Consider the following 14508-nt stretch of genomic DNA (forward strand, 5'->3'; position numbering starts at 1 on the left):
ATGAGCATGAAAAAATATATAGCAGGGAGATTTCTACAGCTGATTCCGGTTTTACTTGGCATCACCTTTCTGACCTTTGCTCTCCTTTCCCTGACTCCTGGTGATCCGGCTCAGAAAAAGCTGAGTGCCCAGGGGGTGGCCGTCTCAAAAGAGATCCTTGAAGAAACGAGAAGGGAAATGGGGCTTGACCGCCCGTGGGGGCTGCGTTATTTCAACTGGCTTTCCGATCTCATTCATGGGGATATGGGGAATTCCTATAAAGATGGGACATCGGTTGCAAAAAAGCTTATAAAGGCCATGAAATACACCGGCATTCTCTCTTTTAGTGCCTTTCTTTCGGCCCTGGTGATTTCCATACCACTTGGAGTTTACTGCGGAGTAAAAAAGAATGGGGCTTTAGACCGGGTGATGAAGTGGTTCTGCCTGGCAGGCAATGCTGTTCCTGGGTTTTTATTAGCCGTGCTGCTTATGTACTTTTTTTGCCTCCGCATCCAGGCATTTCCCGTAATTGCAAAGGGCAGTGTCAAAGGACTTTTTCTTCCCACGCTGACTCTGGCCCTTCCTCTGTCTTGCCGGCTGATCCGGCAAGTAAGATCATCTGTGCTGAATCAGATAGGAATGGAGTATATTGATGGGGCTAAGGCCAGAGGTGTATTAAAGCCATATATTCTTATCTTCCATATCCTTCAAAATGCCATGATCTCAATACTCACCGTTGCAGGTCTGTCCTTTGGAACACTCCTTGGCGGAAGTGTGGTGATTGAGACTATTTTCATGTGGCCTGGAATGGGGAAACTGGTGATGGATGCCATCACAGCAAGAGACTATCCGGTTGTACAGGGATTTGTCATGGTTATGGCGGTGATTTATGTGGTCATCAATTTGATTGTTGATATTTGCTATCATCTATTGGATCCCAGACTGGAGGAGTTATAGATGATTAGATTAAAAAGTATAGAGAATAGAAGTTATATAAAAAGAAACGTGATTCTGCTTCTGTTATTGATTTTAATGATTGTAGTCATTAGTCTTTTGGCGCCCCATTTAGTGCCCAATGATCCCTATGAGACCAATGCCCTATACCGAAAGGGAGCCCCGAATCTTAAGTATTTCTTCGGGACAGATAAGCTGGGCCGCTGTATTTTTTCCAGAGTTATCATGGGGACAAGGACTTCCATTGTATCCGCTCTTTTGGTTGTGGCAGCTTCTCTTACAACAGGCACAGTTCTCGGTGTACTGGCAGGTTATTACGGAGGATTCTTAGACCGGGTGGTTACTGGAATCTGCGACATCTTCCTTGCATTTCCCCAGATGATATTGGCCATAGGGGTTGCAGGTCTTATGGGCGGAACCATGACAAATGCTATCCTTGCCCTCGCCTTAACTGGCTGGACCACCTATGCAAGGCTTTCCAGAGGACTTGTGATGGCACTTAAAAATGAGGCATATATCAGTGCTGCCAGATTAAGCGGAAGCACTGGCTTGGAAATCATGGTGGAACACATTCTGCCAGGAATTGCAGGAGAGCTGCTCGTCAATGCCTCCCTTCAGATTTCATCGGTAATGATTGGCTTTGCTGGCTTATCTTATCTTGGTCTTGGAGTTTTAGTACCAGAAGCAGAATGGGGGTCCATGATCAGCGAGGCTGTCGGCTATATGCAGCAGGCACCCTGGGCTGTAATGGCACCTGGAGCCGCTCTTTTTATCACGGTGTTATTGTTTCAGCTGCTTGGAGATTCCCTTAGGGATTATTTTGGAGTGGGGAGAGGCGCATATGAGTGAAACAGTTCTGTCCATAAAAAATCTGTCTGTAAATTATGGAAACCAGCCCATTTTACAGGATGTATCATTTGAGGTAAACAGAGGAGAGATCATAGGAATCGTGGGAGAGAGCGGGTGTGGGAAAAGCACCCTGTTACGAGCGCTGTTTCCTAAGAAACCTGTTAATCTAAACGTATCTGCGGATCGTATCTTATTTGAAGATCTGGATATGCTGGCCGGAGAAAAGAAGCAGATTGAGATGTTATGCGGAAGAGGGCTGGGCATGATCTTTCAAAATCCCAAAGCCTCATTTAATCCCATTCGAACCTACAGAAGCCAGTTCATAGAAACCTTAAAAAGCCATGGGATGTATCAAAAGGATACGTTTGAGCCACTTGTTCTTCGCACGTTTGAAAGCATGAACTTATGGGGAGCAAGAGAGCTTTTAGACAGCTGCCCTTACGAGATGAGCGGCGGTATGAATCAGAGAATTGCCATTGCACTCTCCATTTTGTTAAAACCTCGTCTCCTTCTGGCCGATGAGCCTACCAGTGCCCTTGATGGGGAATCACAGGAACATGTAATGAAAGAACTTTTAGGAGTACGGTCCCATACAAATACCTCTATCCTTTTAGTGACCCACAATATAGGCCTACTGGCAGGAATTGCAGATAAGGTAGGGGTCATATATGAGGGAAAGCTGGCGGAATGGGGACCTGTTTCTAAGGTACTGAAAGCGCCGGAGCATCCTTATACAAAAGCCTTGTTGGAGGCAGTACCAAAAGTAAGAACGGCTGGTCACATCATAAAAGAGAGAAGCTCTGAAAGTATATTAAAGCTTCAGGAAGTGAGCAAAGAGTATAAGAGAAGGAAAATACCATTTTTAGCCCTGTCCCAGATTGGGTTAGAAGTAAAGGCAGGAGAAATACTTGGCGTAGTAGGAGAAAGCGGAAGCGGAAAGAGCACCTTACTCAGCATGATTGCAGGCCTTTGCTCCCCTACGGACGGATCGGTGATTTTTAAAAATAAGATCATGAAGAAGCGGAGAGATAGAGCGGATTTTGGCAAGCTGCAGATGGTGTTCCAAAATGCATCTGAATCCTTTGACCCAAGATATACCATTGGCCAGACCATTGGAAAAGCCATAAAAAACTTATGCGACGTAAAAGACAAAGAGGATAGGGACAAAAGAATCCATACACTCATGAAGAGGGTAGGGTTATCCCCGGAGCTTGCTGACCGGTATCCCTTTGAGCTTAGCGGAGGCCAATGCCAGAGAGCTGCCATTGCAAGAGCGATTTCTGTTGGCCCGGAGCTGCTTTTGTGTGATGAAATTACAAGTGCCCTGGATGTATCCACACAAAATGGAATCATTGAATTATTAAAAGGGCTTATAAAGGAAACTGGAATGGCAGTCATTTTCGTTTCCCACGATCTTGTGCTGGTAAGCAGCTTTTGTGATACCATCATGGTGCTTTGCAAGGGAGAGTGCGTAGAGGCTGCGGCGGCTGGAGATTTAATAAAAAATCCAAGTCAGGATTATACTAAAAAATTACTGAGAACTGCAAGAATGGATGGGGGCATTTTAATTGGAACAGATTGAAGAACGGGTTAAAAAGTATTGGACCAGACGGGCCCATGATTTTTCGGCTGTACGAAGAATGGAACTGGAAGATGAAATCAGTAAGCGATGGCTGACAGAAATCAGAACATATTTACCGGATAAAGCTCCCCTTAGAATATTGGATGTTGGGACTGGGGCCGGATATTTTGCGGTACTTCTTTCCATGGAAGGGCATGAAGTATGTGGAATTGATCTTACTCCTGCCATGATTGATGAGGCAAAAAGTCTGGCAGAGGATTTGAAACGTTCCATAAGCTTTCAGGTGATGGATGCCCAGAACCTGGAGTTTCCGGATGAGTCCTTTGATGTGGTCATTGCCAGGAATTTGACCTGGACCTTACCAGATCCTAAAAAAGCATACGGAGAGTGGCTGAGAGTTCTGAAAAAAGGCGGGCTTTTGTTAAACTTTGATGCCGATTATGGACAAGAGGTCTTAAACCTGGATCCTGGGGAGGAAGAAAAGGAATATGTCGGCTCCGGCAGCCATATGGGCGTGACCAGGGAACTTCTTTTAGAATCAAACCAGATTACAAAGTCTATGGAAATCAGCCAAAGCAAAAGACCGGATTGGGACCTAAAGGTACTAATAGAGACTGGATATATAAATTGCAGGTGCGATAGGAATGCCGGATTCAGGATTCTCAGGGAGAAGAATGGGGAGAAAGCACCTACTTTTCTATTAGCAGCAGAAAAAGCGGGGGAATGAAATCATGTTGTTGGAAGAAAATAAAAAATACTGGACCAGCCGCACCATGGGGTATTCCCAGGTAAATGAAAAGGAGCTCTCTTCCAGCCAGAAGGAAAAATGGCTGGACGTCATCACCCATTATTTGCCTGGAGACAGAAAAAACATAAAAGTGCTTGATATGGGCACCGGGCCAGGCTTTTTTGCCATCATATTAGCAGAGGCCGGTTTTCAAGTGACTGCTGTGGATTGTACAGAATCTATGCTTAATCGGGCTAAAATAAATGCAGGAGAATTAAAGGATCGGATTACCTGGGTGCTTTCTGATGCAGAAAATACAGACCTTGAATCAGAGGCATATGATGCAGTTGTCAGCAGAAATGTGACTTGGAATTTAAAAGAACCAGAGAAGGCTTATAGAGAATGGCTGAGGGTCTTAAAAAAGGGCGGAGTTCTTTTAAACTTTGATGCGAACTGGTATCAGTATTTATTCGATGATGAAAAAAGAAAAGGCTATGAAACGGACAGAAAGCGAGTCAAAGAGCTGTGTGTGGAGGATCATTACACATGCACAGATATCGATGCCATGGAGTCAATTGCCAAAAAGCTGCCCTTAAGCAGCAGGTGCAGACCCCAGTGGGATCTTGAGATACTAAACAGCTTTGCCGTATCAAAGGTAAAATCAGACCCTGATGTGTGGAAACAGGTGTGGTCGGAAGAAGAAAAAATCAATTATAACTCCACACCCATGTTTTCCATTTATGCAATAAAATAAGATTCTGCAAATCTCCAATAAAAATCATTTGCCCAAAAGCACATTTCGAAGTATAATTACTTGAAGTGTGTTTTTTATTCCTACTAAAATGATATAATATTGATAAGAAAGAGGTAGAATCAGTTGTTGAATCAGTTTTCAAGAACCCAGCTTCTCCTTGGCGAAGGAGCCATGGGTCAATTGATGGAAGCAAAAGTTGCTGTTTTTGGTATTGGCGGAGTGGGCGGTTACGTCGTGGAAGCTTTAGTTCGAAGCGGAGTCCGTTCCTTTGTGCTGGTAGATGATGATAAGGTATGTCTGACCAATTTAAACAGACAGATCATTGCCACAAGAAAAACAGTGGGTAAATATAAAGTTGAGGTTATGAGAGACCGAATTCTGGAAATTAATCCAGATGCTCAGGTTGAGATGCATCAGTGCTTCTTTCTGCCGGAAAATGCGGCAGATTTTAATTTTAAAGAATATGATTACGTTGTAGATGCCGTGGATACAGTCACCGCCAAGCTTGAGCTGATTATGAAGGCCAAAGAAGCCGGAGTTCCGGTCATCAGCTGTATGGGAGCAGGAAACAAGCTGGACCCTACCAGCTTTTTAGTGGCTGACATATATAAGACAACCATGTGTCCCTTAGCGAAGGTCATGAGAAGAGAGCTGAAAAAAAGAGGGGTCAAAAAATTAAAGGTGGTTTATTCCAAAGAGAAACCCACAAGACCCATTGAGGATATGTCCATCAGCTGCCGGACAAACTGTATCTGCCCTCCGGGAGCCAAGCATAAATGCACGGACCGCAGGGATATTCCAGGCAGTGTTGCCTTTGTTCCTTCCGTGGCAGGTCTGATTATTGCTGGAGAAGTGATAAAGGATCTGGCTAGGATGGCAGATGATTCCACGAGGAGGAATAAAGATGCCTGATTTAAGCCTGTCATTGGACCAGATGAAAGAACTTGATGAGAACGAATGCCTGCTTATCGATGTCAGGGACCAGACCGCATACAATCACGGTTTTATTCCAGGAGCCATTCAGGTGGATCTGGAAAAAATCTTAGAGGGTGAGTACGTTCCTCCTGCTGGTAAAAAAGTGATTTTATACTGCTTAAAAGGCGTTATCAGTGTGGAGGCAGCAGAATATCTGACTCAAAAAGGCTTTGAAGCCTATAACTTAGAGGGCGGCTATGGAACATGGCTTATTAGCTCTATGGAGAAGGAAAAAGAAGAGGATAGCGCTGTCCGTCTGGACGAAATTGAACGAAGCCTGCGAAAGAAATTTCACAAGAACATATTCAGCCGGTTTGCTAAGGCCATTAATGAATATCAGCTGGTAAAGGAACATGACAAGATAGCAGTCTGCATCTCCGGCGGCAAGGATTCCATGTTAATGGCGAAGCTGTTTCAGGAGATAAGGCGCCATAATAAATTTCCCTTTGAGCTTGTATTCCTTGTTATGGACCCTGGATATAACGGGATGAACCGGGAAGTCATAGAGAACAATGCAAAGCTTCTTAACATCCCAATCACCGTGTTTGAGACCCAGATCTTTGATGCCGTTTACGATGTGGAAAAATCCCCCTGCTATCTCTGTGCCAGAATGAGAAGGGGATATCTGTACAGCAAAGCCAAGGAGCTGGGCTGTAATAAGATCGCATTAGGCCATCATTATGATGACGTCATCGAGACCATACTTATGGGTATGATGTACGGCGGCCAGATTCAGACCATGATGCCGAAGCTTCACAGCACGAATTTTGAAGGAATGGAACTCATCCGTCCCATGTATCTGATTCGGGAAGATGATATTAAGGCGTGGAGAGATTATAATGGTCTTCATTTTATCCAGTGTGCCTGCCGGTTTACTGATACCTGTACTACCTGCAGAACCGATGGGAACACAGGATCCAAAAGAGTGGAAATTAAGGATTTAATTAAAGAACTTAAAAAAGTAAATCCTTATATCGAAGGCAATATTTTTAAAAGTGTGGAAAACGTGAATTTAAATACCATAATTGCTTATAAGGAAAATGGGACTGTCCATCATTTTCTTGATGAATATGATGAAAACAAGTAATTTTTAGGCCGTATTTCAAAGTCATCCTTGAAATACATACTAACCTTGTGGTAAATTATGATTAAGGAGGTTATATCTTATGAAAATTTCAACAAAGGGCCGGTATGCGGTCAGACTAATGATAGACCTTGCAGAGCATAACAACGGAGAATTTATAACGCTTATGGATATCGCAGAGCGCCAGGAGATTTCGGAAAAATATTTGGAATCCATCGTATCCATACTCAGCAAGAATGGCCTTCTTATTTCCTTAAGAGGAAAAGGCGGCGGATATAAACTTGCTAAGGATCCGGAATTTTATACGGTAGGCAGCATTTTAAGACTGACGGAAGGCTCCCTCGCTCCTGTTTCCTGCATGGAAGGGGAGGCGAATAACTGCAACCGGGCATCCCATTGCCAGACCCTCGAGATGTGGGAAGGGTTAAACAAACTGATCAATGATTACTTTGATGGAATCACCATTGCAGATCTGGTTCGTAAGAGTGATTACAGCGACAATTACATCATATAGACATTGAGCGTAAAAACAGCAAGAAGTCTGATTCTTTTATCAGGCCCCTTGCTGTTTTGTATTGTGTGACAGCTCTAAATCAACCAAGGAATTTCTTTGTGGAAAAGCGGCCAAGGCTTCGATACAATCCAACAGTGATTGCTGCCAAAATAAAGGTGGCGGCAACAGTGATGTACTGGTTCCACTGCGGAAGTGAAAGCCCCAATGCTACCGGAGCTGCAATTGCTGCTAATCCAATAAGCATGGTCACCATGACTGACATAGACTGTTTGACCGCCTCCTGAGGACTCTTCCAGTCATACTTCAGGAAACGAAGATTGACGGACAAACCCACAACTGCAATAAACAGGGCGTAGACGGTTGGCGTTATAAAAATCATCAGTACGGTAATGAATTTAAATGGAAAGGTCATGGATAAAATAGCGCTGCTAAAGAGAATGGCTGGCAGCAGAACCGTTAAATTCACCATGATCTTGGAGTCAAAAACTGCCTTAGTGCTCACTGGAAGAGAGTTTAGTATCCAGCGGTGCTTCCCCTCCATATTAAGGGAAGCAGCGGTAGTGGATGACATAGTAACAAAAATGGCTGGAAAAAAGGGAGCCATGTGCTGCAGCATATCTGAAAGCCCCGGCAGTTCTAACATGTCGGAAATTTGTCTGGAACCGAACACCTTAAGGAGCAAGATGGACCCCACCATCATCACAGAACCGAAACAAGTGTTAAGCAGGTATACCGGATAGGAGGTCAAAAGCTTTAACTCTCTGCGGTAAAGTGCCTTGTTTGGGGTTTTCGCGTATAACTGGGTAACCCGGTAAGCGGAGCGGGTATGCTGGGTAAATAACGCGTTATTGATATTTGTGTATACTTTGGATAGAAGAAATACAAAGAGAGCAGAAGCAGTGATTGACAAAAGAGCAAAGCCTGTCAATGCCAAAACACTTCTCTTCCACAGTGCAGCAGTGACCAATGCTGCCGGTGGATATAAATGACGAATTGCATTCCCCAGCTGCAGGCCAAGGTCAGCAAGCAAATCCATATCCATGGACTGTATGGAAAAGGAGAGTGCCAACGTGCCAAGGGTTACTGTAAGGCTTAAGAGAGTGATCACAAGGTTTTTGTGACGGAACCGAACGCTGATGGCCGTGATCACCACTCCAATGAACATGGATACAATCATGGGAAGAAGCGGAGCTAACAGCCAGATGAGAAGCGCCGACAGCCAGAGGATGACCGGTGATCCGGTGACGTTCATAAAGACCACCAAAGCCGGAATCATAACCACACCGCCAAAGATCACATTGCCTAAATACACCGTCAGTAATCTGCTTAGAATAACAGATGACTTGGAAACCGGAAGGGACATAATTATGTCAAAGTCTGAAAATCCAAACAAGGTTGTGCTGCTGTGGATCAAAGTGTAGACCAGGGTAATTAAGGAGAATAGCAGCAAAGAGATAGCAGGCACCAGTTCCACCAGCCCAATCGCAGCGTAACCTGCCGAAATCATATAACTGAAAAAGACCGCCTCGGCCCCTAGCATCAGGAACACGATTCCCATGCCCATGGCCTTAAGCCCTGCCCGAGTATCCTTGGTATGGATCAGTTTATTGATACCAAAAAGTCCAAGGAGCTGGATTTTACTTAGTAAAAACACGTCAGTCATTGTCTAACACCTCCAAAAACGCGTGCTCAAGGCTTGAATCTCCCCGCACCTCTTCGGTGCTTCCGCAGGCAATCAGCCTGCCGCCTTTGATAATGCCGATGCGGTTGCACAGCTTTTCAGCCACGTCCAATACATGGGTGGAAAAAAAGATGGCACCTCCCTGGTCACACATCTCTTTCATCATCTCTTTAAGCCGAAAAGCTGCTGATGGATCCAGTCCGACAAAAGGCTCGTCAAGAACCAGTAAACGCGGTTTATGCAAAAACGCGGAGATGAGTGCCAGCTTTTGCTTCATTCCATGAGAATAGGAGCCAATTAAATCACCCAGATTTGCCGTTAGCTCCAACCGTTTGGAATAATCAGCAATTCGTTCCTCCCGTTCCTGCTTTCCTACACGAAAGATATCGGCTATAAAGGAGAGATATTGGATTCCTGTTAAATAGTCATAAAGATCAGGATTATCCGGCAGGTAGGCAATCACCTGTTTGCAGGCCAGAGGTTCATCCTCCAGGGAATGACCGTCAACCATAATGCTTCCCTGTTCAAAATCCAGTATCCCCACTGCTGAGCGGATGGTGGTGGTCTTTCCTGCTCCGTTATGTCCAATAAAGCCAAAAAGATCGCCTGCATGTATGGTGAGGCTTACGTCATCCACTGCTTTTTTACCTCCATAAGTCTTGGTTAAATGATCAATTCTCAGTATTTCACTCATTTTTTTCTCCTCCTTGTTTGGGTGGGGTAACGATAAGAGCCAGGGAGTGCATCTTTCTTCCAGATTTTGCGGCTTGCTCCGGCATTCGGTAAGGAGCAATCAGTTCCCCAATTTGAATCATTAAAGTTTCTAACTCCTGAGAATTTACAGCAATGGGGCCGGTGGAAAAGCCGGAACCATCTTTTAGAATATCAATACCATCACGGGCGGTATAATCTGCGAATTCCCTCATGAGAGCGGCGGAAAACTGAGCGAACAGACTCATATACACATCTCCCCGGTTTTCTTTCAGCAGACGGGGAATGTCCAGGTTTTCGTCCATGTTTAGTGCATAGACCTTTTCCATTAATGCCCGTACCGGCCGTTCTTCCGCTATGATCAGAACTCCATGCTTGACCATCTTTCCCAGGTGACGATACAGAGACGCCTGGGAGATGTCGGTCAGCGTCAGGGCCAGCTCTTTTGCAGTAGCTGTTTTTCTTTCTTTTATCTCAAGAAGAATTCTTGAGTCGACGGGATCTACGAAGCAGGATATCATATGTTTCATTATTTTTTTGTCCATGTGTACCTCCTGATACTAGAAAATATTATCATCTGTAATAATATTATCATAGATGATAATATTGCAGCAATGGTGATATTTGGATATAAGTTGTATTTTATTTTAAGTTCCTATCAATTTATATAATATGATTGATACAGTAGGCAAAGAAAAACCAGAAGATAACCTCTCTTATTTCGTGACCTCACAAGAAATGAGAACAGGCTTATTTCCAAAAATATCAATTTATATCATATTAATCACTTTTAAACGAGCAAATTTGCGATATAATTACCAGAAGTCTGAATCATTACCCCTTTTTACCAAAAATTTAACAGGTTTTTACTTAATAGGAAAATCCCAATTCTTTCCACTGGTAAAATGGGAAATTCGGTGCTATCATATAAATGTAACATAAACGTAACACAAATGTAATAATTCAAAGGAGGCAAATGAATTGAGAAAATTAACAGCACTTGGATTGATGACACTGACTTTAACAAGCATGATCCCATTAACGGCAAACGCAGCAGTGAGGTGTAATATCCCTTCATTCTCAGGAAGAAATGTAATTTCTATCAATGGATTCTCCAATTCCGATGATTTAAAAACAAAATTACAGCAGATGGGTATTAATTGTAATAATATCAATATTAATGATATTAACAAGTATTTAAATAGCTGCCAGAACGGCGGAAATGGTACAAACACCAATACAAATACAAATACTAACACCAATACAAACACCAACACCAACACCAATACAAACACCAATACCAACACAAACACTAATACCAACACAAACACTAATACCAACACAAATACCAATACCAATACCAATACCAATACCAATACCAATACCAACACCACTAACAAGACTTACACACAGCAGGTAGTTGATCTGGTAAATACAGAAAGAGCAAAAGAAGGTCTTGCACCTCTTACCATCGATCCAAGTGTTGAAAAGGCAGCTAGCGTAAGAGCCAATGAGATTCAGTCAAACTTTGACCACACTCGTCCTAACGGAAGTTCTTTCTCAAGCGCATTAAAAGAGCAGGGGGTAAATTTCCGTGGAGCAGGTGAGAACATTGCCTGGGGCCAGAGAACTCCTCAGGAAGTTGTAACTGCTTGGATGAACAGCCCGGGACATCGTGCAAATATCATGAATAAGAGCTTTACACATATCGGTGTAGGCAATACTCAAAACGGAAGCGGAACACAGTACTGGGTACAGCTGTTTACATATTAATATTTACTTTTCATTGCATTTTTAAAATTCCCAAAATCAAGATCCTGGAATCTCTCATTTTTTGTCAGAGGTCCCAGGGTTTTTTATTGCCTCTAATTAGTAAGTGCATATAAACCCATTGACAAAGTATGTTTTAAAAAGTAAAATTAGATTAGTAATTCTTTGAAATAATAGCAGCGTAAAGGAGACAAAACATATGGCAAAAATATATACTTCAGCGGATCAGCTTATTGGAAGAACTCCGCTTCTTGAATTATCTAATATAGAAAAAGAATTAGGCTTAAAGGCAAAGCTCTTAGGAAAGCTGGAATACTTTAATCCTGCCGGTTCTGTAAAGGATAGAATAGCCAAAGCAATGATCGATGATGCGGAGGCTGCCGGAATTTTAACTTCGGATTCTGTCATTATTGAACCAACTTCCGGGAATACTGGTATAGGACTTTCATCCGTGGCAGCAGCCAGAGGGTATCGGGTCATGATCGTTATGCCGGAGACCATGTCACTGGAACGGCGCACCTTGATGAAAGCTTATGGGGCAGAACTGGTTCTTACTGAAGGTTCCAAGGGAATGAAAGGGGCCATTGCAAAAGCAGAGGAATTAGCGAAAGAAATTCCTAACAGCTTTATTCCCAGTCAGTTTAACAATATGTCTAATCCCCGGGTTCACAGAGAGACCACAGGTCCCGAAATATACGAAGACACGGACGGCAAGGTTGATATTTTTGTCGCTGGTGTTGGTACTGGCGGCACAGTTACCGGTGTGGGAGAGTATCTAAAATCCAAGAATCCATCGGTAAAAATTGTTGCGGTTGAACCTGCAACCTCTCCGGTATTATCAACTGGAACAGCCGGTCCTCATAAGATTCAGGGAATCGGTGCTGGTTTTGTACCAAATGTTTTAAATACGGATATTTATGATGAAGTAATTCCGGTTGCCGATGGAGACGCCTTTGACACCGGTAGAAAAATTGGAAAAATGGAAGGAATCTTAGTAGGAATTTCTTCGGGCGCAGCTGTATGGGCTGCCATTCGTCTGGCACAGAGGCCAGAGAATGAGGGGAAGAATATTGTTGTGCTTCTTCCCGACACAGGTGATCGTTATTTATCAACAAGTATGTTTGCTGATTGATTTTTGTCAGAATATAGGGGTACGATCAAGAATGATACTTGACAATGAATTTCAGTTTTAATTATAATAAGACTAATTCCTTTATCATGAAAAGGATTACTGCCCCATACTGATTGTAAAGAGCAGATTTACAGAGAACGGGTCAGTTCAAATAAAATAAGATGGGAGAACTAATTATGAGTACAAAAAAGATTGGTGTTATTGTCGGAAGCCTTAGGAGAGATTCATTTAGCCTTGCGGTAGCAAAGGCAGCAGTTTCAGTGGCTCCACAAGAGCTTTCCCTTAAATTTATCGAAATAGGTGATTTACCAATGTTTAATCAGGACTTTGATGATGATGGAACCACTCCTGATTCCTGGGTCAGATTCCGTAACGAAATCAAAGAACTGGATGGAGTTATCTTTGTTACACCAGAATATAACCGTTCATTCCCGGCAGTACTTAAGAATGCCATTGATATCGCTTCCAGACCATACGGAAGTAATGCATGGGATGGAAAGGCAGGCGGTATCATCAGTGTAACTCCAGGAGGTCTTGGAGCCTTTGGTGCGAACCATCATTTACGTCAGCCAATGACATTTTTAAACGTTTTTATGCTGCAGCAGCCAGAAGCCTACATCAGCAATGTTGCTGACCAGTTAAATGATAAAGGCGAATTCGCAGACGAGAGCAGCCTGGAGTATTTAAAGAATTACATGGAGGCGTTTTCTCAGTGGGTAAATAAAGTATCTGCTTCCTAATATATAGAAGTAAAAGGAGAAGAGAAATTGAGCAGGCGAAATATCAAAAAGCAGATCCGTGGCCAGAGAGCCGTAGACGGAGCAGGTGTTCATATGGTACGTGTGTTGGGATATCATGATGTGAAGGAATTTGATCCATTTTTAATGATGGATTCCTTTGATTCTACTAATCCGGCCGATTATATAGCAGGTTTTCCCATGCACCCTCACAGAGGAATTGAAACCGTTACTTATTTGATTTCCGGTCGAATGGACCATAAAGACAGCCTTGGAAACAAGGGCACGATCAATTCCGGGGAATGCCAGTGGATGACAGCAGGCAGCGGAATTCTCCATGAGGAGATGCCTCAGCCATCAGAGAAGATGCTGGGCCTGCAGCTTTGGCTTAACCTACCCCGGGAAGAAAAGATGGCGGATCCGGCGTATCTTCCTATTACAAAGGATATGATTCCAAGAGTACCAAGTGGAAATGCCACAGTGGGAGTACTATCTGGAAGCTTTCAGGGTGCAAAGGGGGTAACTCCAAAGCATATTCCTGCTACCATCTATGATGTAGAACTTCCAAAAGGAGAGGAAATCACCTTACCAACCAATTCCGAAGAAACCGTTTATATTTTCCTGATTCAGGGAGATGGCGTAGTTGAGGATCAGAACATTCCTGAAAAAACAGCCATTTTATTTGGGGAAGGAGATGAAATCACGGTGAAAGCCTCAATAAGCAGAGACCTTCGGTTCATTCTCTTTTCCGGCAGGCCGCTTCATGAACCCATTGCCTGGGGAGGGCCAATTGCCATGAATACCCAGGAAGAACTGGACCTGGCATTTGATGAGCTTCGCAGAGGAACATTTATCAAACACAAATAATGAATCTTTGGCAGATCCACAGTTTTTTTATGAACTGTGGATCTGTTTTTATGCATTTCTTCTTATCTTATTAATAGTCCTTGTTTTTCATTAAAATATTGATAATAAAATGCAGGTTACTGTGTTGACTTGTTATTTTTTAAGTGCTATGCTTAAATCGGTTACCCATAAATGGAGTATAACTGAAAGCCT

At 43.2% G+C, this 14508-nt stretch carries 15 protein-coding genes; 12 read left to right on the forward strand and 3 right to left on the reverse strand.

From position 1 onward, the window contains the following. Positions 1-6: 6 nt before the first annotated feature. The 8 genes from nikB to OW255_RS08270 all read left to right on the forward strand — a co-directional run bounded on the left by nikB (position 7) and on the right by OW255_RS08270 (position 7418). Positions 7-936: a nickel ABC transporter permease gene (gene nikB, locus OW255_RS08235; RefSeq protein ID WP_268116337.1), complete on the forward strand. Its 930-nt coding sequence runs from the start codon at positions 7-9 to the stop codon at positions 934-936. Then, the gene (locus tag OW255_RS08240; protein WP_268116338.1) at positions 937-1782 is read left to right on the forward strand and encodes an ABC transporter permease; all 846 of its coding nucleotides are present in this window, start codon (positions 937-939) and stop codon (positions 1780-1782) included. It abuts the gene before it with no gap. Then, positions 1775-3364, forward strand: coding sequence for an ABC transporter ATP-binding protein (locus OW255_RS08245; protein ID WP_268116339.1), 1590 nt, complete (start codon positions 1775-1777; stop codon positions 3362-3364). Before OW255_RS08240 ends, OW255_RS08245 begins: the two co-directional genes overlap by 8 nt. After that, a complete protein-coding gene (locus OW255_RS08250; protein WP_268116340.1) occupies positions 3351-4091 on the forward strand; it encodes a class I SAM-dependent methyltransferase in 741 nt (246 codons plus the stop codon). Before OW255_RS08245 ends, OW255_RS08250 begins: the two co-directional genes overlap by 14 nt. Positions 4092-4095: 4 nt before the next feature. Beyond that, the gene (locus OW255_RS08255) at positions 4096-4845 is read left to right on the forward strand and encodes a class I SAM-dependent methyltransferase (RefSeq protein ID WP_268116341.1); all 750 of its coding nucleotides are present in this window, start codon (positions 4096-4098) and stop codon (positions 4843-4845) included. Between the two features lie 123 nt (positions 4846-4968). Next, positions 4969-5757, forward strand: a complete 789-nt coding sequence (locus OW255_RS08260) for a tRNA threonylcarbamoyladenosine dehydratase (protein WP_268116342.1) — start codon at positions 4969-4971, stop codon at positions 5755-5757. Further along, positions 5750-6907 (forward strand): PP-loop family protein, encoded by a 1158-nt coding sequence (locus OW255_RS08265; protein ID WP_268116343.1) that lies wholly within the window; start codon positions 5750-5752, stop codon positions 6905-6907. The genes OW255_RS08260 and OW255_RS08265 overlap by 8 nt, the downstream gene beginning before the upstream one ends. A gap of 79 nt (positions 6908-6986) precedes the next feature. Continuing rightward, the gene (locus OW255_RS08270; RefSeq protein ID WP_024836387.1) at positions 6987-7418 is read left to right on the forward strand and encodes an RrF2 family transcriptional regulator; all 432 of its coding nucleotides are present in this window, start codon (positions 6987-6989) and stop codon (positions 7416-7418) included. 79 nt (positions 7419-7497) lie between these two features. Here the strand turns inward: OW255_RS08270 and OW255_RS08275 are convergent, their stop codons facing one another. The 3 genes from OW255_RS08275 to OW255_RS08285 are packed head-to-tail and all read right to left on the reverse strand — an operon-like array spanning position 7498 to position 10355. Then, a complete protein-coding gene (locus tag OW255_RS08275) occupies positions 7498-9081 on the reverse strand; it encodes a hypothetical protein (RefSeq protein ID WP_268116344.1) in 1584 nt (527 codons plus the stop codon). Beyond that, a complete protein-coding gene (locus OW255_RS08280; RefSeq protein WP_268116587.1) occupies positions 9074-9784 on the reverse strand; it encodes an ABC transporter ATP-binding protein in 711 nt (236 codons plus the stop codon). Before OW255_RS08280 ends, OW255_RS08275 begins: the two co-directional genes overlap by 8 nt. Position 9785: 1 nt before the next feature. Then, positions 9786-10355 carry a helix-turn-helix domain-containing protein gene (locus tag OW255_RS08285; protein WP_268116345.1) on the reverse strand — a complete coding sequence of 190 codons (570 nt, stop codon included), beginning with the start codon at positions 10353-10355 and terminating at the stop codon, positions 9786-9788. A 436-nt stretch (positions 10356-10791) separates the two neighbouring features. Here OW255_RS08285 and OW255_RS08290 point away from each other — a divergent pair, with 436 nt between their 5' ends. The 4 genes from OW255_RS08290 (at position 10792) to OW255_RS08305 (ending at position 14316) form a co-directional block, all read left to right on the forward strand. Then, entirely contained in the window at positions 10792-11583 is a 792-nt protein-coding gene (locus OW255_RS08290; protein ID WP_268116346.1) for a CAP domain-containing protein, read from the forward strand. Positions 11584-11779: 196 nt separating this feature from the next. After that, on the forward strand, positions 11780-12712 hold the full coding sequence (gene cysK / locus OW255_RS08295; RefSeq protein WP_024836382.1) for a cysteine synthase A: 933 nt from the start codon (positions 11780-11782) through the stop codon (positions 12710-12712). A gap of 176 nt (positions 12713-12888) precedes the next feature. Continuing rightward, positions 12889-13452, forward strand: coding sequence for an NADPH-dependent FMN reductase (locus tag OW255_RS08300; RefSeq protein ID WP_024836381.1), 564 nt, complete (start codon positions 12889-12891; stop codon positions 13450-13452). A 27-nt stretch (positions 13453-13479) separates the two neighbouring features. Beyond that, positions 13480-14316, forward strand: a complete 837-nt coding sequence (locus OW255_RS08305) for a pirin family protein (RefSeq protein WP_024836380.1) — start codon at positions 13480-13482, stop codon at positions 14314-14316. The last annotated feature ends 192 nt before the right edge of the window (positions 14317-14508 follow it).

This window comes from Lacrimispora xylanolytica (assembly GCF_026723765.1).
Classification (GTDB): domain Bacteria; phylum Bacillota; class Clostridia; order Lachnospirales; family Lachnospiraceae; genus Lacrimispora; species Lacrimispora xylanolytica.